Source organism: Nocardia ninae NBRC 108245 (genome assembly GCF_007990755.1).
GTDB lineage: Bacteria > Actinomycetota > Actinomycetes > Mycobacteriales > Mycobacteriaceae > Nocardia > Nocardia ninae.
In genome coordinates, this window is sequence record NZ_BJXA01000007.1 from 155,170 (window position 1) to 175,243 (window position 20,074).

The 20,074-nt window shown below is 69.0% G+C and carries 19 protein-coding genes and 1 riboswitch; of the genes, 7 read left to right on the top strand and 12 right to left on the bottom strand.

Annotated elements, in window-relative coordinates:
- Nucleotides 1-24: 24 nt before the first annotated feature.
- Nucleotides 25-1,242 carry an NADP-dependent isocitrate dehydrogenase gene (locus NN4_RS08245; RefSeq protein ID WP_107654281.1) on the bottom strand — a complete coding sequence of 406 codons (1,218 nt, stop codon included), beginning with the start codon at nt 1,240-1,242 and terminating at the stop codon, nt 25-27.
- Between the two features lie 412 nt (nt 1,243-1,654).
- Nucleotides 1,655-1,765: riboswitch (SAM riboswitch) on the top strand.
- A 92-nt stretch (nt 1,766-1,857) separates the two neighbouring features.
- Here NN4_RS08245 and NN4_RS08250 point away from each other — a divergent pair.
- Nucleotides 1,858-3,195 carry a bifunctional o-acetylhomoserine/o-acetylserine sulfhydrylase gene (locus NN4_RS08250; protein ID WP_147129357.1) on the top strand — a complete coding sequence of 446 codons (1,338 nt, stop codon included), beginning with the start codon at nt 1,858-1,860 and terminating at the stop codon, nt 3,193-3,195.
- Nucleotides 3,196-3,233: 38 nt separating this feature from the next.
- Nucleotides 3,234-4,352 (top strand): homoserine O-acetyltransferase MetX, encoded by a 1,119-nt coding sequence (metX, locus tag NN4_RS08255; RefSeq protein ID WP_147129378.1) that lies wholly within the window; start codon nt 3,234-3,236, stop codon nt 4,350-4,352.
- Nucleotides 4,353-4,507: 155 nt separating this feature from the next.
- Here metX and NN4_RS08260 read toward each other — a convergent pair whose 3' ends face one another.
- Nucleotides 4,508-5,173: a TetR/AcrR family transcriptional regulator gene (locus NN4_RS08260; protein ID WP_147129358.1), complete on the bottom strand. Its 666-nt coding sequence runs from the start codon at nt 5,171-5,173 to the stop codon at nt 4,508-4,510.
- A gap of 164 nt (nt 5,174-5,337) precedes the next feature.
- Here NN4_RS08260 and NN4_RS08265 point away from each other — a divergent pair, with 164 nt between their 5' ends.
- Nucleotides 5,338-6,285, top strand: coding sequence for an oxygenase MpaB family protein (locus NN4_RS08265; RefSeq protein ID WP_147129359.1), 948 nt, complete (start codon nt 5,338-5,340; stop codon nt 6,283-6,285).
- Nucleotides 6,286-6,442: 157 nt separating this feature from the next.
- On the opposite strand, the gene NN4_RS08270 is transcribed toward NN4_RS08265, so the two are convergent.
- Both NN4_RS08270 and NN4_RS08275 read right to left on the bottom strand, forming a co-directional pair.
- Nucleotides 6,443-6,688, bottom strand: coding sequence for a DUF3017 domain-containing protein (locus NN4_RS08270; RefSeq protein WP_228541161.1), 246 nt, complete (start codon nt 6,686-6,688; stop codon nt 6,443-6,445).
- A gap of 121 nt (nt 6,689-6,809) precedes the next feature.
- Complete coding sequence (locus tag NN4_RS08275) at nt 6,810-7,214, bottom strand: RidA family protein (protein ID WP_147129360.1); 405 nt, start codon at nt 7,212-7,214, stop codon at nt 6,810-6,812.
- Nucleotides 7,215-7,345: 131 nt separating this feature from the next.
- Here NN4_RS08275 and NN4_RS08280 point away from each other — a divergent pair, with 131 nt between their 5' ends.
- Both NN4_RS08280 and NN4_RS08285 read left to right on the top strand, forming a co-directional pair.
- Nucleotides 7,346-8,254: an SMP-30/gluconolactonase/LRE family protein gene (locus tag NN4_RS08280; RefSeq protein WP_147129361.1), complete on the top strand. Its 909-nt coding sequence runs from the start codon at nt 7,346-7,348 to the stop codon at nt 8,252-8,254.
- 113 nt (nt 8,255-8,367) lie between these two features.
- Entirely contained in the window at nt 8,368-8,832 is a 465-nt protein-coding gene (locus NN4_RS08285) for a tRNA (cytidine(34)-2'-O)-methyltransferase (RefSeq protein ID WP_147129362.1), read from the top strand.
- A gap of 106 nt (nt 8,833-8,938) precedes the next feature.
- On the opposite strand, the gene NN4_RS08290 is transcribed toward NN4_RS08285, so the two are convergent.
- From NN4_RS08290 to NN4_RS08310, 5 genes are all read right to left on the bottom strand, one after another.
- A complete protein-coding gene (locus NN4_RS08290; RefSeq protein ID WP_147129363.1) occupies nt 8,939-9,169 on the bottom strand; it encodes a DUF167 domain-containing protein in 231 nt (76 codons plus the stop codon).
- A complete protein-coding gene (locus tag NN4_RS08295; protein WP_147129364.1) occupies nt 9,126-10,163 on the bottom strand; it encodes a DUF4349 domain-containing protein in 1,038 nt (345 codons plus the stop codon). The genes NN4_RS08290 and NN4_RS08295 overlap by 44 nt, the downstream gene beginning before the upstream one ends.
- A 95-nt stretch (nt 10,164-10,258) precedes the next feature.
- The gene (locus tag NN4_RS08300; RefSeq protein WP_147129365.1) at nt 10,259-11,191 is read right to left on the bottom strand and encodes a M48 family metalloprotease; all 933 of its coding nucleotides are present in this window, start codon (nt 11,189-11,191) and stop codon (nt 10,259-10,261) included.
- A 92-nt stretch (nt 11,192-11,283) separates the two neighbouring features.
- Nucleotides 11,284-14,637 carry an error-prone DNA polymerase gene (locus NN4_RS08305; RefSeq protein ID WP_147129366.1) on the bottom strand — a complete coding sequence of 1,118 codons (3,354 nt, stop codon included), beginning with the start codon at nt 14,635-14,637 and terminating at the stop codon, nt 11,284-11,286.
- Nucleotides 14,638-14,658: 21 nt separating this feature from the next.
- The gene (locus NN4_RS08310) at nt 14,659-15,114 is read right to left on the bottom strand and encodes a hypothetical protein (RefSeq protein ID WP_147129367.1); all 456 of its coding nucleotides are present in this window, start codon (nt 15,112-15,114) and stop codon (nt 14,659-14,661) included.
- A gap of 155 nt (nt 15,115-15,269) precedes the next feature.
- Between NN4_RS08310 and NN4_RS08315 the strand changes: the two genes are divergently transcribed.
- The gene (locus NN4_RS08315; RefSeq protein ID WP_147129368.1) at nt 15,270-16,250 is read left to right on the top strand and encodes an SDR family NAD(P)-dependent oxidoreductase; all 981 of its coding nucleotides are present in this window, start codon (nt 15,270-15,272) and stop codon (nt 16,248-16,250) included.
- Between the two features lie 28 nt (nt 16,251-16,278).
- Here NN4_RS08315 and NN4_RS08320 read toward each other — a convergent pair whose 3' ends face one another.
- Together NN4_RS08320 and NN4_RS08325 are read right to left on the bottom strand one after the other, a co-directional pair.
- Nucleotides 16,279-17,148: a ferredoxin family protein gene (locus NN4_RS08320; protein ID WP_147129379.1), complete on the bottom strand. Its 870-nt coding sequence runs from the start codon at nt 17,146-17,148 to the stop codon at nt 16,279-16,281.
- A 17-nt stretch (nt 17,149-17,165) separates the two neighbouring features.
- Entirely contained in the window at nt 17,166-17,948 is a 783-nt protein-coding gene (locus NN4_RS08325) for an alpha/beta fold hydrolase (protein WP_246180771.1), read from the bottom strand.
- Between the two features lie 175 nt (nt 17,949-18,123).
- On the opposite strand from NN4_RS08325, the gene NN4_RS08330 reads away from it, so the two are divergent.
- The gene (locus NN4_RS08330) at nt 18,124-18,831 is read left to right on the top strand and encodes a class I SAM-dependent DNA methyltransferase (RefSeq protein ID WP_147129369.1); all 708 of its coding nucleotides are present in this window, start codon (nt 18,124-18,126) and stop codon (nt 18,829-18,831) included.
- Here the strand turns inward: NN4_RS08330 and NN4_RS08335 are convergent.
- Nucleotides 18,822-20,074: DNA polymerase Y family protein (locus tag NN4_RS08335; RefSeq protein WP_147129370.1), on the bottom strand; the 1,253-nt coding region annotated here is incomplete at its 5' end. The two genes, NN4_RS08330 and NN4_RS08335, sit on opposite strands and share 10 nt — an antisense overlap.

A 20,074-nucleotide genomic window follows, 5' to 3' on the forward strand; every position in this document is an offset into this window, starting at 1 on the left:
CCAGCGCCGGGTGTGTTCACCGACTCAACGCAGTGCGCGAGCCAGGTTCGCGTCGAGCGCGCCGAGGAACTCCTCGGTGCTCAGGTAGCCCTGGTCACCGCCGACGAGCGAGGCCAGGTCCTTGGTCATCTGGCCGCCTTCGACGGTCTTGATGACGACATCCTCGAGGGTCTGCGCGAAGCCGATCACCTCGGGGGTGTTGTCCAGCTTGCCGCGGTGCTCGAGCCCGCGCGTCCAGGCGAAGATCGACGCGATCGGGTTGGTCGAGGTCGGCTTGCCCTGCTGGTGCTGACGGTAGTGCCGGGTGACGGTGCCGTGCGCGGCCTCCGCCTCACAGGTCTTGCCGTCCGGGGTCAGCAGCACCGAGGTCATCAGGCCGAGCGAGCCGAAGCCCTGCGCCACGGTGTCGGACTGCACGTCACCGTCGTAGTTCTTACAGGCCCAGACGTAACCGCCCTCCCACTTCATGGAGGAGGCGACCATGTCGTCGATCAGGCGGTGCTCGTAGGTCAGGCCCGCCGCGTCGAACTGGGTCTTGAACTCGGCATCGAACACGTCCTGGAACGTGTCCTTGAACATGCCGTCGTAGGCCTTGAGGATGGTGTTCTTCGTCGAGAGATACACCGGGTAGTTCTGCTGCAGGCCGTAGTTGAACGAGGCCCGCGCGAAATCGATGATCGAGTTCTTGAAGTTGTACATGCCCATGACGACGCCGCCGTCCTCGGGCATCTTCACGACCTCGTGCTGGATCGGCTCGCTGCCGTCCTCCGGCGTGAAGGTCAGGGTGACCGTGCCCGCTTGGTACACCTTGAAGTCGGTGGCGCGGTACTGGTCGCCGAACGCGTGCCTGCCGATGATGATCGGCTTGGTCCAGCCGGGCACCAGACGGGGCACGTTGGAGATGATGATCGGCGCGCGGAAAATGGTGCCGCCGAGGATGTTGCGGATGGTGCCGTTGGGCGACCGCCACATCTTCTTCAGGCCGAATTCCTTGACGCGGGCCTCGTCCGGGGTGATGGTCGCGCACTTGACGCCGACCCCGTGGCGCTTGATCGCCTCGGCCGCGTCGACAGTGACCTGGTCGTCTGTCTTGTCCCGGTACTCGATGCCCAAGTCGTAGTACTCGAGATTCACATCGAGATACGGATGGATCAGCTTGTCCTTGATGAACTGCCAGATGATCCGGGTCATCTCGTCGCCGTCGAGTTCGACGACGGTACCTTCAACCTTGATTTTGGACATGGATCTTCGTGTCCTCCTAGGATGGTGCCCTCATTGCACGGCCAGGTGAACACGCTTGTGAGCGGACCCCAGCTGTTCCAACAGACAACGTATATGCCCCGCGTTGTCCGCGAGACGTGTGGTGCAAACAAGACAAGCGTACTGCTGCCGATGATCGTGGTGTGCGGGCAGCCCCCCGAGTGAGAAACCCCACGAACTTACTGACTGGTAGGTCATTGCGCAATTCGCAGGTCGGCGCGCCGGACGCACTCGGTCCGCGCACCGCCGGGCATGCGACACGCGGGCCGCGTGGTGGTCGGGTCGATCAGACTCCGACGTGCACCGGGTGTGCGGCGGCGCGCGGCCCGGTGCGACCCGCTGAGTTCGGCTCCGGATTTCGGTCGCCGATCGGGCGCCGGTTATGATGCCGTCAGGTCATGAGTGCCAGCGCGAAGCCCCGGCTTGCTGGACGGCAACCCTCCAGCAGCGGTGGGGTGCTCCGGGTGATGACCGGGCTCTCGAAGGTCGAGAGCAAGCGCGCTTTCCAGGAGGTTCCCGAAATGTGTTGTTGTACTTCGCCGTTGACCCGATAACCCGTTAGTTCTGGCGAACAACCTTTTCTTTGGAGCAAAGCTCATGAGTGATTCCACCGTGCCCGCGGCCGACGTCGACCCGACCGCGCAGTGGTCTTTCGAGACCAAACAGGTGCACGCGGGACAGGCCCCCGACAGCACCACCGGTGCCAGGGCCCTGCCCATCTACCAGACCACCTCCTACGCCTTCCGCGACACCGAGCACGCCGCCGCGCTGTTCGGGCTCGCCGAGCCGGGCAACATCTACACCCGGATCATGAACCCCACCCAGGACGTGGTGGAGCAGCGCGTCGCCGCGCTCGAAGGCGGTGTCGCCGCACTGCTGCTGGCCTCCGGACAGGCCGCGGAGACGTTCGCCATCCTGAACCTGGCCTCGGCCGGCGACCACATCGTGTCCAGCCCGCACCTCTACGGCGGCACCTACAACCTCTTCCACTACTCGCTGCCCAAGCTCGGCATCGAGGTGTCCTTCGTCGAGGACCCCGACGACCTGGACCAGTGGCGCGCGGCGATCCGGCCGAACACCAAGGCGTTCTACGGCGAGACCATCGCCAACCCGAGTAGCGCCATCTTCGACATCCCCGGCATCGCCGCCGTCGCGCACCAGGCCGGGCTGCCGGTGATCGTCGACAACACGGTGGCCACGCCGTACCTGATCCAGCCGCTGGCACACGGGGCCGATATCGTCGTGCACTCGGCGACCAAATACCTCGGCGGGCACGGCGCCGCGGTGGCCGGCGTGATCGTCGACGGCGGCACCTTCGACTGGACGGTGACCGACGCGCAGGGTCAGCCGCGCTTCCCCGGCTTCACCATCCCCGACCCCAGCTACCACGGTGCGGTGTTCGCCGATCTCGGCGCGCCCGCGTTCGCGCTCAAGGCCCGCGTGCAACTGCTGCGCGACCTCGGCTCGGCGATCTCGCCGTTCAACGCGTTCCTGATCAGCCAGGGCATCGAGACGCTGAGTCTGCGCATCGAACGGCACGTCGCCAATGCCAAAGCGGTGGCCGAATTCCTGAGCACCCACCCGGACGTCGAGAAGGTCATCTACGCCGGTCTGCCCTCCTCGCCCTGGTACGAACGCGGCAAGCAGCTTGCACCCAAGGGCCCCGGCGCGATCGTCGCCTTCGAACTGCGCGGCGGTGTCGATGCGGGCAAGAAGTTCGTGGACGGATTAGTGCTGCACAGCCATGTGGCTAACATCGGAGATGTGCGCTCCCTCGTGATTCACCCCGCGTCGACCACACATTCGCAGCTGACGCCCGAAGAGCAACTGCTCGCCGGGGTCACTCCGGGCCTGGTCCGCTTGGCGGTGGGGATCGAAGGGATCGACGACATCCTGACCGATCTGCACGCCGGTTTCGCGGCGGCGGCGACGTGAAGGTGAGTACCGAACCGAGTGTGTCCCGTTCGTCCGGGGTGGCCCTGCCGCCCCCGGACGGGCGGCTCGGCATCATCCCCATCGGCGACGTCCGGCTGGAGAGCGGCGCGGTCATTCCGCAGGTGCATCTGGCCGTGCAGCGCTGGGGTGAGCTGTCCTCCACGCTGGACAACGTGGTGCTGGTCGAGCACGCGCTGACCGGCGACTCGCACGTGGTCGGGCACCCGGACGACATCCATCCGCTGCCCGGCTGGTGGGACGGGATGGTCGGCCCCGGCTGTCCGCTCGACACCGACGAGTGGTGTGTCGTCGCGACGAACGTGCTCGGCGGCTGCAAGGGCAGCACCGGGCCCTCGACGCTGGCGCCCGACGGAAAGCCTTGGGGTTCCCGGTTTCCGGAGATCTCCATCCGGGACCAGGTGGCCGCCGAGGCGGCACTGCTGGATCGGCTCGGCATCGCGCGGCTGGCCGCCGTGGTCGGCGGGTCGATGGGCGGCATGCGGGTGCTGGAGTGGATGGTCGGCGCGCCGGATCGGGTCGGCTCCGCACTGGTACTGGCCGTCGGCGCCCGCGCCACCGCGGACCAGATCGGCACGCAGACCACCCAGATCGCCGCGATCAAGGCCGATCCGGACTGGCAGGGCGGCGATTACCACGACACCGACCGCGCGCCGATGACCGGCATGGGCATTGCCCGGCGCATCGCGCATCTGACCTACCGCACCGAGGACGAGCTGGACCACCGGTTCGAGAACAGCGCACAGGGCGCCGAGGATCCATGGCGCGGCGGCCGCTACGCGGTGCAGAGCTACCTGGATCACCAGGCAGACAAGCTGTGTAGCCGTTTCGATCCCGCCACCTACGTGCTGCTGACCGAGGCGATGAACCGGCACGACATCGGCCGCGGCCGCGGCGGGGTGGCGGCGGCGCTGGCCGCGACGCCGGTGCCGTGCGTCGTCGGCGGCGTCGACTCCGACCGGCTGTATCCGCTGCGCACGCAGCAGGAACTCGCCGAGGGGCTGCCCGGCTGCGATGGGCTGGAGGTCGTGCACTCGCGCGACGGGCACGACGGGTTCCTCACCGAGGCTGCGGCGGTGTCGAAGTTGCTGACCGAGACGATGCGGTTGGCGCAGCAGAGTCGTCAGCCTGCCAGCTGAATTCGACTCGCGCACAGCGGTTTCGCCGCGCGGCCTGGGATCGGCCGCGTGCGCCGCGCTCGGCTTCGGGCCAACGCGCCGCGCTCGGGTTCGCTTGATCGCTGACAATTTCGGGCGCGCCACGACAACAGGCGCGCGTACTCGTGCTGGAAGCTCTATGCGCCCGCGTCTTTGGACGATGGCGCGCCCATCAGTAGGCCGACGATGGCGTGCACGAATCCTTGCAGGCGTTCGCGGGGATACTCGTCGGGTTCGCTGACCGCCAGCCTGCCGAGCATCTCGGCGACCTGTAGCAGCGAGTTGGTGAGCAGCGCGGAATCGACTCCGGCCCAGCGTGGTTCGAGTGCGGTGCCGACTCGCACCAGCGCCTCGGCCTGATCGAAGATGCCCGCGCGGGAATGCCGCAGTGCCTCACGGTATTCGTCGGGGGCATTGCCCGGCCCGGCGAGGATCAGTCGCCAGCGGGTCGGATTCTCCAGTGCCACACCGACGAACGCCTCGACGGTGGCCGAGGCCGCGACCACCGGGTCGGCGCCCATCAGGTCGGTCGGCAAGGTCGCGGCGACCTGTTCGAGGCCGCGCTCGCGCTCCCGTTCCAGCAGCGCCGCAACGAGTTCTGCGCGAGTCTTGAACACGGTGTAGAGCACCGGCTTGCCGACGCCGGCCTCCTGGGCGACCGCCTCCATGCTCAGCTCGTGCAGCTCTACCCGGCTCAGCACCGCGAAGGCGGCGTCGAGCAACTGGGCCCTGCGCTGTTCCGGCGGCAGGCGTGGCGCGTAACGCCGGCGCGGCCGGTCCGCCGCGGTGCGCGATGTGGTCACTGCCGCTTCACCTCCATGCGCTCCATCCTGACAGCATCGCGGCCGCGATTCCGCATCCCGTCGGTCACAAATGCTACGCAAACGTTGTATTCATTGCACGCAATTGCTACGGTTGCGTTGTATTCACCCCCGGTGCCGGGGCGATCACCGCAAAGGAGCACGTGATGCAGTTCGATCCGACCACCCTGCGCCGGGACGACTACGGGTTCTTCGGCCCCGATTCACCCAGCTGGAAGGTCTGGACCGCACCCACCGCGGTCATCGGCTTCCAGCGGGCCGTCGTGCTCGAACACTTCGACCCATTCCTCACCGCGGCCGTCGCCGACTCCCGCGGCATCTACAGCGACCCGCGCAAACGCCTCGACCACACCTTCTCCTACTTCCTCATCGCCGCGATCGCCGACGGCCGCACCGCCATCCAGGCGGCCGAGCACCTCATGCGGATCCACGCGCCGATGACCGGGATCGAGCCGATCAGCGGAAACCGCTACAGCGCGAACAGCCCCGAGACGCAGCTCTGGATCCACATCACCGGCTGGCACTCCGTACTCAAGGCGTACGAGGTGTTCGGCCCCGGGCTGACACCGGAAGAGGAGACGCGGTTCTGGCAGGAGTGCGCGATCGCGGCCGAGTTGCAGACCTGCAAGCCCGAGGACGTGCCGCGCTCACGCGCCGAGGTGCGCGCGTACTTCGAGCGAGTCCGCCCGCGGCTGTGCACCTCCGAGCGGGCCGAAGAAGGCATGCACCACCTGCTGTGGACCTCGCCGCGCAACGGGGCCGGACTCTCGTATGCCATTGGCAGCAGGCTGCTTTCACTGGCCTCGGTAGCGACGCTGCCCAAGTGGATGCGCAAGCTCGGACGCTTCGATCGGCTCGGCATCGTCGATCTCGCGGTCCGGCTGCCCACCAAGGTGCTGGTGTGGGGTTTCAGCCGATTCAATTCGTTCGGCCTGCTGGTCGCGGCGCCGTTCGTCGCGCCGATGGCGGGACAGATCCTGAAGGAGCACATCAACGCGGCGCCGCCCGCCAAGCTCGAGACGGTGACCCCGGCCGAGGCTCGGGCCTTGTACGGGCGATCCGGACGGGCCGAGCTGGTGGCCGAACCGGCCTGATTTTCCAGGACAACCCGCCGCGTCGAGGGGTGCGGCGGGTTTGTCGGATCAGCTTCTACCACAACAGAATTCGGGTAGCCGGAGCACAGTCCACGATCAGGACGGTCGACACGAGGTAGCACGGCGCTGAACCGTTGGCCGCCAACGCTTTCGGGTACTAGCCGACGCCCAGGGTATTGATGGTCGCGGCAATGAAGACGATGGCGGAGCCGAGCACCGTCAGCGCGCCGACGTCGAACGGCTTGCTGCGCACGGCGAGCAAGCCGACCTGCGCGGTCGGCAGGCAGAGCCGGAACGCGGCGGCCAGCAGCGTTGCCCCGCCGAAGAACAGCGCGCCGCGGCGCCACCGGTCCTGCGCCACGAACACGATCGCCACCGCGATGACCAGCGCCACGACCACCATCGGCAGATGGCAGCGCAGGAACGGGGAGCTACTGGCTGCCCGGTGGTCCGCGGTGGACGTGTCGGCATCGGTCACTCCCCGATTCTGACAGACTCCCCCCGGCCCTCCGCCGCCGACGGGCTCAGTCGGCGACCGCGACCCCCTCGATCTCGATGAGGTGCTCCGGCGTGAAGAGGGCGGCCACGCCGACCAGGGTCACCGCGGTTTCGGGGAACTCGTAGTGCACGCGGGCCGCGGCACCGGCCGCACCGAGCGCCTCGAACTTCGACGGATCCCAATCGACCACGTAGAACCGGACGCTGACGAGGTCGGCGGCCTTACCGCCCGCCGCTTCGAGCGCGCGGCCCAGGTTGAGCAAGGCCTGCGTGGTCTGGGCGGCCAGGCCACCCTCCACGACCCGGCCCGACGCGTCGGTGCCGACCTGCCCGGAAATGTGGATAATCCTGCTACCGGTGGCCGACGTCGCGTGTGCGAAGCCCGGTGCGGGTGGTTGGGTGTCTACCGGATTGTGCGAGGTGCTCACCATTCGCGCATCCTAACCGCCGGATGAGGCCGATTGCCGCACAAGGGGTTTCACTCAAAGGCAGTGACCGTTGCGCTGGCGCCCACGGTTCTACGGTGTCGACCTCCCGGGTGCCGCGGCATAGGCTGCGCGGAATGGGGATGTTAGGCAGACGCATTCGCGCCTTGTGCGTCACGGTGGCGATCGCGGTGGGGGCTGGGGCCGCGGCGGGGTCCGCGCAGGGTGTGAGCACCGCGGGTTGCGGTGGCTGGCAGGTCGACACCCTTGTCCAGGGTTTGGAGCAGCTGGAGAACCTCGAACCGGATGGTCGTGGCGGGTTCTATATGTCCGCGGATTCGAAGATCTATCACCTCGATGCCGCAGGTCAGGTGCGGACGGTGCTGGAGAACCTGCGGGTTCCTCGCGGCCTGCAACTAGTCGGCTCGAATCTGTATTTCCTTGCCGGGGGCCAGTTGTGGCAGCTGGACACCGGGACCGAACGACTGACCTCGGTGGCGCCGCTCGACGGCAACGGTCTGCTGCGGCTGCCGGGCGGCGATCTGCTGACCACCTGGGTCGGCACCGAGGGCGGGCCGTCGAAGGGCTTGACCCGCTATCGACCCGATACCGGCGCCACCGTCCTCAACTGGTCACCGGTGCCGCGCTCCGAAGGCTTGGCCCTCGACCCCGAGCACCGCGCCGTCTACACCGACGACCTGTTCACCGGCCGAGTCATCCGCGTCCCGCTGGACGCCCCCGACCGATGGACCGTCATCGCCACCATCCCCGGCCTGTTCCCCGGCCTCGACGACCTGGCCACATCCCGCTCCGGCACCCTCTACGTCGCCGCACACACCGCAGGCGAGATCCACCGCGTCGACCCGAACACCGGCGCGACCTGCGTCATTGCAGGCGGCCTCTCGATCGGCCAGGCCGGTCCCAGCTCGGTCCGCATCGCCCCCGACGGCAACACCTGGGCCCTCTACACCACCCTCTTCGACGGCACCCTCCGCCGCCTCCGCCCCCCACCCGATACAGACCTCACACCGATCCAGCTCCCCTGACCCCGACCCGTCGCGTGCCGCAGCGGCTGGTCGGCAGCGCAATATCGGCTTCGAGTACCGGCGGGCGGTAGGTCGGCGAAGCGCAGCGGCGAACGCCTGATTGACTGTCTGCCGTGTTCCGACTGATGTTTCATGAGCCCGCGATACCCGGAAATACCGGAAATGCGATTCGACTGGTGGCGGGGACCGGGTGTGAGCTGCATCTGGTCGAGCCGTTGGGGTTCGATCTTTCGGAGGCCAAGTTGCGGCGGGCCGGGTTGGATTACCACGATCTGGCGTCGGTGACGGTGCACAAGGATCTGGCGGCGGCGTGGGCTGCGGTGCGGCCGGAGCGGGTATTCGCGTTCACCACGCAAGCCACGACCCGGTACACCGAGGTGGCGTACCGGGAAGGTGATGTGTTGCTGTTCGGGACCGAGCCGACGGGGTTGCCCGCGGCGGTGCTCGCGGATCCGCATGTCACCGATCAGCTCCGGATTCCGATGCTGCCGGGGCGCCGATCGATGAATCTGTCCAACGCCGCCGCTGTCGCGGTGTACGAGGCGTGGCGGCAGGTCGGGTTCGACAGCGGAGTATGACCGCCGCGCACGAATTCGCTTGCGGTGCACGGAGATTGCCGACACGATCGGGCCCGGCGCGACGGCAGTTGCGCGACAAGGCCTGGCACGCAAGCAATCCGGCGGGTCAGCGATCGATCTCGAAGCGCTTGAAGCGGGAGGTGGCGCCGGCCGACAGGCGGACGGCGCTCTTGGGCACTCCGTAATGCTCGGCGAGCAGTTCGATGGCAGCCTTGTTCGCTTTGCCTTCCACGGCCGGGGCGCGCACGTACAACTGGAGGGTGCCGTCGTCGAGGGTTTCGACGAGCGGGCCCTTACGGCTGTTCGGTTTTATGGTCGCCCGGACCGTTGTCGGCACTCTTGTCTCCCGTCGCCCCGCTACCCGCGGCCCCTGCACTTTCGGGGCCGCCGGAACCGGACCGCGTAGCGCCGGCACCCACCGGTGTCGATTCTGCCGGAGTGCCGCGCTTGCCCCGCCGCAGCACCAGCCGCACGATGCCCCAGACCACGGCGGCGAGCACCACCAGGAAGCCGAGCCACGGCAGCGCCTTACCGGTGAACACGACCGCATCCTTCAGCCAGTCCACCAGCGCGTTCCAGCCGCTGACGATCCCTTCCCAGAAGTTGTCGGCGCGGTCCTCCTCGGCCTTGGTGATCGCGGTGGTGACGTCGATGGTGAGCGTGGACAGCGCGACGTCGTCGTCGAGGTGGCGCTTCTGCGCGGTCAGGCTGTCGAGTTCACCCTGCCGGCTCGACAGCGCCTGCTCGGCGTTGAGCAGGTCGGCGGTGTTGGTCGCGCCCGCGATGAGCCCGCGCAGCCGGTCGACGGAGGCCTGCAGCGCCCGGATCCTGGCGTCCAGGTCTTCCCACTGCATCGTCACGTCGTCGCGGTTGGTGTGCACCCTGGTGACGCGGCCGAGGCCGCCGAGCCCGTCGATGAACGCGTCAGTCTTGTCGGCGGGCACCCGGACGGTGAGGGTGGCGCTGGGGTCGGCGTCCTCGGTGCCGGGCTGTTCGGTCCGGCTGTCGATCCGGCCGCCCGCCTCGCGCACCCGGTCGGCGATCTTGCCCGCCGCCTCGATCGGTTTGGCCGCGGTCATCTCGACGCTGCCGGTGACGACTTCCTTACGCGCCGTGACGGTTTCATTGCCGGGGTTGTCTTTACGCGGCGCGGCCCCCTGGTCGCGCAGCCCCGGCGGCACGGAGGCAGGCGCCGGCGCGGACTCCACCGTGGCGTAGGTGGACGGCCGGTCCGGCGGCGCTGCTCTTTTGGCGTCGTTGTCGCCGGAGCCGCAGCCGACGAGAAACGTCAGACCGAGCAGACCGATGCACAGCACAGCAAGCTTCCGCATGATTCGCACAGTAGCCCCTGTTACTGCGCGAACAGCCCGACATAACTGTTCTCTAGAGCCCTTCTAACACTTCTCTAAAAGTGTGGGCGGCCTGGTCATTCGCCGAGCCGGGCGGTGATCTTCCTGATCCGCGACGCAAGGGGTGGATGCGTGCTGTAGAGCCGATCGCCCAGCGCGACGAGGCGAGGGAGCGTCTCGGACTCCCAGCTACGCAGACCGGACGCCAGTTCACGACCGTAGCCGAGGTCGACGGCCGCACGGTCGGCGGCGTATTCGTCGCGGTGACACTGTGCGCTCCTGGTCAACGGTTCCACGATCAGCAGGACAACGAACAGGAGCGCGGCACCGAATCCCACCACCGGTGTCAGCACGACGGCCACGACAGGCAGCAGACCCACCGCCGCAACGAATCGGACGAACGGTGCGAGCGGGCCGAGGATCCTCGTGATCCGCCCGAGGCGCCTGCACACCGCCCACAGCACGCGTCCCGGCAGGGCGATCCACATGTCGACCAGTCGCACCCGGGGATCGACGTTCAGGTGGTGCCCGAGTTCGTGTGCGAGCACCGCTTCGAGCTCCCCCGAATCGAGTTCGGCGAGCGCCGAACTCGTCACCGCGACAATGCGACTGGGCGCGGCGAAGGCGTTCGGATCATCGGATTGCTCCACCCACAGCGAGTACGGCCACCCATCCACGCCGGGCGCGCTGGTGACGTGCCCCCATGCCGCGGCGAGGAGTTCGTCCTCCGGCGGGATCGGCCGCCGAAACCCGAACATCTTGGCGAATTTCGCGCGATTGGGCGTGAACCACGCCGCATCGAAGAGGCTGACGCCGAACAACACCCACACCACAACGGCCGTCACCATCAACCAGATCCCCACCCACGCGCCGAGGATCAGAATGATTGCGACGCTGAGCAATACGGTCGGCAACGCGAGCAACAGCGTCACGATGATCGCCAGGTAGCGCGGACGCGCGGCTGGTGCGGTGGCGCGCCGTGGCGAGTCGGCATCCGAATGCGCTGGCATGGTATCTCCGGATTTCCGACGGGGCCGCGCTGGGCAGAACGCCTCATCCTATGGCGGTGATATCCGGGGAGGAAGACGAGTTTTTCATGGGCTCAGCGGAAGTCGCGCGACTTGGAGTCGACGCGCAGATCCAACCGCCGCAGGTGTTCAGCGACGATGCTGACCGCCCCCTCGGCGTTCTGCACCCGACCGCGGATGAGCAGGGCGGGCGCACTCTGCGCCAGGCGGCGATAGCGAGCCCACAGCCCGACCGAGCAGACGACGTTCACCATGCCGGTCTCGTCTTCCAGATTGAGGAAGGTGACACCCGCGGCGGTGGCGGGACGTTGCCGGTGCGTCACCGCGCCGCCCACCAGCACGCGCGACCCGTCCCGCACGGCGAGCAGCCCGGCGGCGGGAATCACGCCGAGCGCGTCGAGTTGCGGGCGCAGGAACTCGGTGGGATAGCTGCCCGGCGAGACGCCGGTGGCCCAGACGTCGGCGGCGGCCAGTTCGAGGTCGCTCATGCCGGGCAGCACGGGGGCGGTGGTGGCGGCGCCGGTACCGGGCAGCCGATCCGCGCGTTCCCCCGCGGCGGCGCCCGCCGCCCAGAGGGCTTCGCGCCGGGTGCTGCCGAGACCGCCGAGGGCACCCGCGGTGGCGAGTGATTCCGCTTGCACGACAGTGAGTTCCACGCGCCCGGTCAGGTCGAGGAAGGAGGTGTACGGACCCTGATCCCGTGCGGCGACGATCTTTTCGGCGAGGTCGTCACCGATGTGCCGGACCGCCGCCAGGCCGAGGCGCACCTGGGTGCCCTCCTGCTCCAGCGTCGGTTCGGCGCGGCTGGCGTTGATGTCGGGGCCGTGCACCACGACGCCGTGCCTGCGAGCGTCGGCGACCAGGGATTGCGGGGAGTAGAAGCCCATCGGCTGCGCCCGCAGCAGACCGGCGCAGAAGGCCGCGGGGTGGTGCAGCTTGAACCACGACGAATAGAACACGATCGAGGCGAAGCTCTGCGAATGACTCTCCGGGAAACCGAAATTCGCGAAGGCGTACAGCTTCTCGTAGATCCGGTCGGCGACTTCGCCGGTGATCCCGTGCAGCTCGCGCATGCCACGGTAGAGGCGTTCCTTGAGACCTTCCATGCGCTCCGGTGAGCGTTTGGAGCCCATCGCGCGGCGCAGCTGGTCGGCCTCGGCGGCGGTGAAGCCCGCGACGTCGACGGCCATCTGCATGAGCTGTTCCTGGAACAGCGGCACACCGAGCGTGCGGGCCAGCGAATTCTCCAGCGCCGGATGGTCGTAGGTCACCGGCTCGGCGCCGTTGCGGCGCCGGATATAGGGGTGCACCGAACCGCCCTGGATGGGGCCGGGCCGGATCAGCGCCACCTCCACCACCAGGTCGTAGAACTCGCGCGGCTTCAGCCGGGGCAGCGTCGCCATCTGGGCCCGCGACTCCACCTGGAACACACCCACCGAGTCGGCGCGCGAGAGCATCTCGTAGACGGCGGCTTCCTTCAGATCGAGCTTGTGCAGCTCGACGATCTCGCCGGTGTGCTCGCGTACCAGGTCGATCATGTAGTGCAGCGCGGAGAGCATGCCGAGACCGAGCAGGTCGAACTTCACCAAATCGATGGCGGCGCAATCGTCCTTGTCCCACTGCAACACGCTGCGGCCGGGCATCCGCGCCCACTCCACCGGGCAGACGTCGGCGATGGGGCGGTCACAGATCACCATGCCGCCGGAGTGGATACCGAGATGCCTTGGCAGTCCTTCGATTTCGGCGGCCAGTCCGAGTACCTCGGCCGGGATGTCGGTGCCGGTCTCGCTGCCGACGCCGGTCCACCGGCTCACCTGCTTGCTCCACGCGTCCTGCTGCCCCGGCGAAAAGCCCAGTGCGCGTGCGGCATCGCGGACCGCGGACTTGCCGCGGTAGGTGATCACATTGGCCACCTGCGCGGCGTACTCGCGGCCGTACTTGGTGTAGACGTGCTGGATGGCCTCCTCGCGGCGGTCGGATTCGATGTCGACATCGATATCGGGTGGTCCGTCGCGCTCCGGCGAGAGGAAGCGTTCGAACAGCAGGTTGTTGCTGACCGGGTCGACATTGGTGATGCCGATCGCGTAGCAGACGGCCGAGTTGGCCGCCGAGCCACGACCCTGGCACAGGATGTCGTTGTCCTTGCAGAAGGTGACGATGTCGTGCACGACCAGGAAGTAGCCCGGGAACTCCAGCTCGTCGATCACCGCGAGCTCGTGCTCGATCTGCCGGTACGCCTGCGGGTTTCGCTCCGGCGGGCCGTAGCGCGCCGCGGCGCCCGCGAGGGTGAGTGCCCGCAGCCAGGACTTCTCGTCGTGGTCCGCGGGCACGTCGAACGGCGGCAGCTTCGGCGCGATCAGCTTCAGGTCGAAGGCGCATTCGCGGGCCAGCGCGACCGCGTTGCGCACCGCCTGCGGGCAGTCGGCGAACAGCCGCGCCATCTCCGCGCCGGAGCGCAGGTGCGCGCCGCCGGCGGGGGCCAGCCAGCCGGCGATCTCGTCCAAGCTCTGCCTGGCCCTGATCGCCGCGAGCGCCATGGCCCGGCGGCGCTGGCCCGGCCCGGCGAAATGCGCTCCGGTGGTGGCCAATACGGGCAGCCCGAGGCGGTCGGCCAAGGCGATGAGGTGGGCGTTGCGCTCGTCGTCCTCCGGGATGCCGTGGTGGGTGAGTTCCACGCTCACCCGGTCGGCGCCGAACCGCTCCGTCAGGTCGCGCAGCGCGGCCTCGGAGCGCACGAGACGCGTACTGCCCGAACGTAAGTCATGTTCGAGCGCTTGACGCAGATGGCCCTTCCGGCAACCGGTCAGGATCTGCCAGTGTCCCTCGGCGGCCGCGGAGAGCGCGTCGAAGTCGTAGCGGAGGATGCCCTTCTCCCCTGCCGCCATGTGGGCGGCCGCGATCTCCCGCGACAACCGGCGATAGCCCTCTTGGCCGCGAGCCAGCACCAGCAGATGTGGTCCGGCGGGATCGGGAGATCCGGTGCGAGGCATGGAATCCGGAGTGGTCGCAGGTCCGCGGCGCGCGGTCGACTCCGCCTGCGTGCCCAGCGACAGCTCGGCCCCGAAGACCGTCGGCATACCGCATTCCCTGGCCGCCTCCGCGAACCGCACGGTGCCGTAGAAGCCGTCGTGATCGGTGAGCGCGATCGCCTCCAGGCCGAGCCGCACGGCCTCCTCCACCAGCTCCTCCGGCTGGCTCGCGCCGTCGAGGAAGCTGTAGGCCGAGTGCGTGTGCAGCTCCGCGTACGGCACCGTCGGCCCGGCGGCGGGCAGCGCAGGCTCGGCCAGGTACTCCCCGCGCTTGCGGGACCAGGCCGGGCTGTCGCCGCCGTCGCCGGGGTACATCGCGTCCGGGTTCGTCCGGCCGGGCCGCCCCGACAGCACCCGCTCCAGCTCGGACCAGGTAGGGGGACCGTTGCTCCACCCCACCGCGGCTCACCTCCTCATACGTCAGCTGGTCGGCAGGGGCGCCGTCGAGCCCTCGGCGAGCGCCGCTTCGACATCGTCGAGGCCCGCGCGGATCAGGGCGCCGTAGGCGTCGTGGGCGAGCACATCGAGGTGCCCGCGGGCGATGGCCAGCTGCATGCGGGCGGCTTCGAAGTCGCCGACTCGCCGGTGGCTGTCGGCCAGGTTGAGGTACAGCGACGGCAGGAAACTGCGGAGCCCTTCGTCCAGCGGGATGCCGGGGCCGAACACCGCGGCGAGCGCCCGCCGGTCCCAGAGGAGCGCGTCGGCGGCGGTGTCCTGTAGATCGGCTAGGTGATGCGCGATCACGCAGCGGTGCAAGGGATCACCGCCCTCACCGATCTCGTCCCACAACTTCTCCAGCGCCTGTCGCGCCGCCGCTCGGTCCCCACCACCGAGCCGCACCGCGGCAAAGATGTCCGCCATCCGATCGTCCGCCATGCGCCGAGTATCGCACATATGTTCGATAGATTTCGAGAGGCTGTTCGACCCGTGTTCACCACCTCGACCCCGGCCCCGAAAAGTGAGCAGTGCCACTTGGCGGGTAAACTTACTTCGGAGTAAGTTCATGCCAACCGAACTGCAAAGGAGCAGCGATGACTGACGCATCAGCTGACGCCGGCCTGCCCGAGACCCGGCGCGGCCGTCGCAGCCGCGACATCACGGGTCGGCATGTTCTCATCACCGGCGCCTCCTCCGGGATCGGCAAGGCGGCGGCGATCGCCGTCGCGGGCAAGGGCGCCACCGTGTTCCTGCTCGCCCGCCGCGCCGACGAACTCGCCTCGGTGGTCGACGAGATCAAGGCCGCGGGCGGCAGCGCCTACGGATACCAGTGCGACGTCACCGATTCCGACTCGGTGGACCACGTCGTGAAGACCATTCTCGACGAGCACGGCCACGTCGACATGCTGGTGAACAACGCGGGCCGGTCCATCCGCCGCGCCATCCACCGCTCCACCGACCGGCTGCACGACTTCGAACGCACCATGGCGGTCAACTACTTCGGCGCGCTGCGGATGACGCTGGCCCTGCTGCCGCAGATGCGCGAGCGCAAGTTCGGCCACATCGTCAACATCAGCAGCGCGGGCGTGCAGGTGGCGACGCCGCGCTTCGCGGCCTACCTGGCCAGCAAGGCGGCGCTGGACAAGTTCGCCGAGGTGGCCTCGGTCGAGACCATGGCCGACGGCGTCACCTTCACCACCATCCACATGCCGCTGGTGCGCACCCCGATGATCACCCCGAGCGGCGACCAGGGTCCAAGCGAATCCCCCGAGTGGGCGGCCGCGACCATCGTGCGCGCGCTGACCGAACGCCCCAAGCGCATCGACGTGCCGCTGGGCACCTTCGCCGAATACGGCGCCCTGCTCACCCCCAAGTTCCGCGACCGCATTTTGCACCGCTACTACCGTGCCCTGCCGGACTCCCCCGCCGCCAAGGGCGAGCAGGTGGAAGACACCGAAGAAGCCGCGGAACCCGCTGTCCCCCAACCTGTCCCGCGCCCGCGCTCGGCGGCCCGCCGGGTCACCGGCACCGCCCTGCGCCGCGCCGCCCGCTGGGTCCCCGGCACCCACTGGTAATCCCGCGGCACGCTCCGTGGCGTCGCGGTCAGGCGACAGGTAAAGCTTGGATCGTGTCGACCGCCAGGGCGGTCACCGGCTTGGGAGCGGCATTGCAGCTGGGTTGACGCGCCGGAAAAGCAATGGTGCGCACGGTAACCCGCCAACGACGGCCGTCGCGGTGGGTGACCAGCGCGGCGGTGTCGTTGTCGAGGGCGACCGTGAGATCGTCGACGGCGGCGGAAACCTGTTCGCGCACCGCGACTTCCGCGACCTGTTCGGCCGGCGAGTAGCAGCTGCGGCCGCGCAGGCCGGTGTTCGAGACCGCGCCGCGCCGGGCGGCTTCGACCATCTCCGCGGCGGAGGCGGTGTCGAGCCGCCCGTAGGTGAGCCCGGACGGCAGCAGCACCAAGGCGGGCGCGAAGCGGTGACCGCCGGTGTGCGAGCACTCCCACACCTGCCCAGGGTATTTCGTCGCGAGTTCCGCGGCGATCGGGCGGCCGAGCAGCGCGCAGCACTGGTCGCGTTTGCCGTGCGCGCAGACCAGCACCAGCGGATCATCAACGAGCACACCGATTCCGGGTGGCGGACCGGCCAGCAGATTCAGGTCGACATCGAGCAGTTGCTTCAGATCGGTGATCTCGAAACGCTCGCACCAGGAACCCGTCGGTCGCGAACTGGCGATCAAAACCGTTCGGGTGCCGGTGAATTCATTACGGCCAGGGCGCCGGATCAAGGTCGGGCGCACGCGCGCGGCGGCGGTCCGCGCCGCCAGCTCCGGCGTGATCTCCGGGCCGAGCACCTCGTCGCCGATCACATCGCGACCCCAGGCACCGGGGTGCTCGATGCACAACCAGCCGGTCACCTCGGTGGCGCTGCCGGCCAGCGGGGTTTGTGTCGCGGCGGCGGAGCAGAGCATCCCCTCGAAGCCGGTGTTCACGCTGCGAGAAAAGGATGAACGGCGGCCGCGAAGTCGCGGTAGCGGTCGCGATGGATGCTGTGCCCGCAGGCGAAGGCGGTGACCGTGCAGTCGGCGATGGCGGCGCGCATGAGCGCCAGCTTCGCCGGATCGACCATGCCACCGGGGCCGCCGCGCAGCACCAGCGTCCGCGCGGTGATGTCGGAGAGCCGGTCCCACCACTCCGGATTCGGTTTGCGGAACTGTTCCAGCGCAGTCCTGGTCATGGACCGGTCGAAGGCCAGTACCGCGCGCGGATGCCTGGCCAGGCTGCTCGTGGCGTGCCACAGTTCGGGCACGGTCGGGAAACGGCGGGTCAGCCGCAGTTCTTCGGCGCCGGACTGCAGCGGCAGCGGGCACTCCTCGATGACCAGGCGGCGCACCAGCTCCGGGCGCTCCTGCGCGACGCAGGAGACGGCGTAGCCGCCCAGCGAGTGTCCGACCAGATCGACCGTGGACAGTTCCAGTCGGTCGCACAGTTTCAGTACGTCGGCGCCGAATTCGTCGAATCGGTACGAGTCGGTGTGTGAGCTGCGGCCGTGGCCACGCAGGTCGGGAATGATGACCCGGCGGCCCGCCTGCACCAGCGCGCGGGCGAAGCGGTCCCAGGTGTGCCCGTCCCCGCCCATGCCGTGCACCAGGACCACGGGCACGTCGGCACCTGCGGTCGCCCCGGAATCCCGGTAGGCGATCCGCACGTCACCGAAGGCAAGTCTGGTTACCGCGAGATCCACGATCTTCGAGAGTACTGGGGTTGTCATCTTCCGACCTGCGACTTGTCGCACGGATCACGTGAGCCGGGCACCACATCGTAGGTCGCACACCTTTCGCCGCCCGCGTGTCGAGCGCACGACTCGGGCGCAATCGCGATGGTCTCGTGGAGCAGGCAGCCGAAATTGTCTGGCGAATCCCGGTGGGCCGCGAAATACTCCGCGCATGCCGTCATTCGCGGATTACGACCGCCGAAACTACCGCACCGTCGATGTGGCCACCGGATACGACGGATGGGCGCCGACCTACGAGCAGACCGTCATGGACGAGATGGATCTCGCGCTGCTGGCCCGGCTGCGGCGTCCGGAGTGGTCGCGGGTGCGCCGCGCCGCCGACCTGGGGTGCGGGACGGGGCGGACCGGCGCCTGGCTGCGCACGCAGGGGGTTTCCCATATCGACGGTGTCGATGTGAGCGCGGGGATGCTGGAGCGGGCCGCGGCGCGCGGGGCACACACCACACTCACCCAGGCGGACGTGCGCGCCACCGGGCTGGCCGACGGCAGCTACGACCTGGTGATCGCCTCACTGATCGATGAGCACCTGCCCGAGCTGGCGCCGTTCTACGCCGAGGCGTGGCGGCTGGCCGCGCCCGGCGCGCTGTGCGTCCTGGTCAGCTTCCATCCGCAATTCATGATGACGACCGGGATGCCGACGCACTACACGCCCCAGGGTGGCGAGCCGGTGTCGATCAGCACGAACCTGCACCTGCTCAGCGAGCATGTGACGGCGGCGCTGGACGCGGGCTGGGTGCTCGCCGAGCTCACCGAGACGCTGATCGACGACACCTGGCTCGCGGCCAAGCCGAAGTGGCGGGATCTGCGCGGACAGCCCTTCACCATGGCGACGGTGTGGTCGCGGCCCGCTCAGTCGTAAAGTCCTTCGGCGCGCCAGATCTCGTCGTGGTAGACGAGCAGTAGCACCCGGACGTCGGGCGGCGCACCGTCCAGCTGGACCTGCGCGCGTGCGGTGAAAGTGGTTGGGGCGTCGGTGTTCTCGGTCGGCTCCGGCACCCACCAGCGCTCGTCCACCGGCCACGGCCCCGCCCACCCGGTCAGCCGCCACTGCCTGCTGCCCCAGTGCAGGCGGGCCGGGTCGGCGCTGAACAGGGCGCGCTCGGTGACCTGGATCGGCGTGCCGTCCACCGCTTCCAGACGGACCTGCGGCCGATTGAGCAGAAGCAGCGCGGGGGCGGGCTCGGGTAACCGGCCCGGCCACGGCTGGGCCGGGTCGGCGGCGGGCACGGGTTCGTCACCGAGCGCGACCAGCGTGATGCGCTCGACGGGCCCGCGGCCGCCGCTGAGCACGCCGACCCGCACCGCTTCGCCACCGAGCAGACCCTGCACCCGGACCAGCGCGCGGCGGGCCCGCTCCTCCTCCTCGCCGACACCACCCCACAGTCCGAGCTGCAGCGCACCCGCCGCCACCACCTCGACCGGTTCCAGGCGCAGCAGGGTGATCGGCGCGGTGGGCCGGTCGCGCCGGGTGAGCCAGCCGTCCAGCTGCCAGCGCACCCGGTCGGCGGTACCGTCCGGTGTCAGCGGTTCGGCACACCGCCAGATCCGCGAAAGCTCCTCCCCTGCATCGGTTTCCGCGTATATCGACAATCGGGTGCAGGCCAGGCCCGCGTTCGACAGTTCGGCGTGCAGTTGGGCGGCGAGCATGCGGCCCGCGAAGGCGGCGGCATCGACCCGTTCGATCGGCGGGTCGCAGGGATACTGCACCGTCAGATCCTTGGGTGGTTGCCGCGCGGAGGGTGGGCGCTCCGGCTGGGCCTGCGCGCACCGGTGCGCCAGCACGGCATCGGCGCCGAACCGCGAGGCGACCTCGGCGGGCGACAGCGCGGCGAAATCACCGATGCGGCGTAAACCCAAGCGGTGCAACAGATCCACCAGATCTTCGCGCTCCGGCGCGGCCAGGCTCGGCTCGACCGCGAGCTCGCGCACCGGCATCGGCGCGAGAAACCGCGCACCCGCCCCGGCGGGCACGATGGCGCCGCGCCGGGCGGCGATCACCGCCGTGGACAACTCGTCGGCGATGCCGATCTGCGCCTCCACCCCGGTGGCGGCCGCCGCGTCGACGAGCCGCTCGGCCGCCGCCTCCTCGGAACCGAAGAACC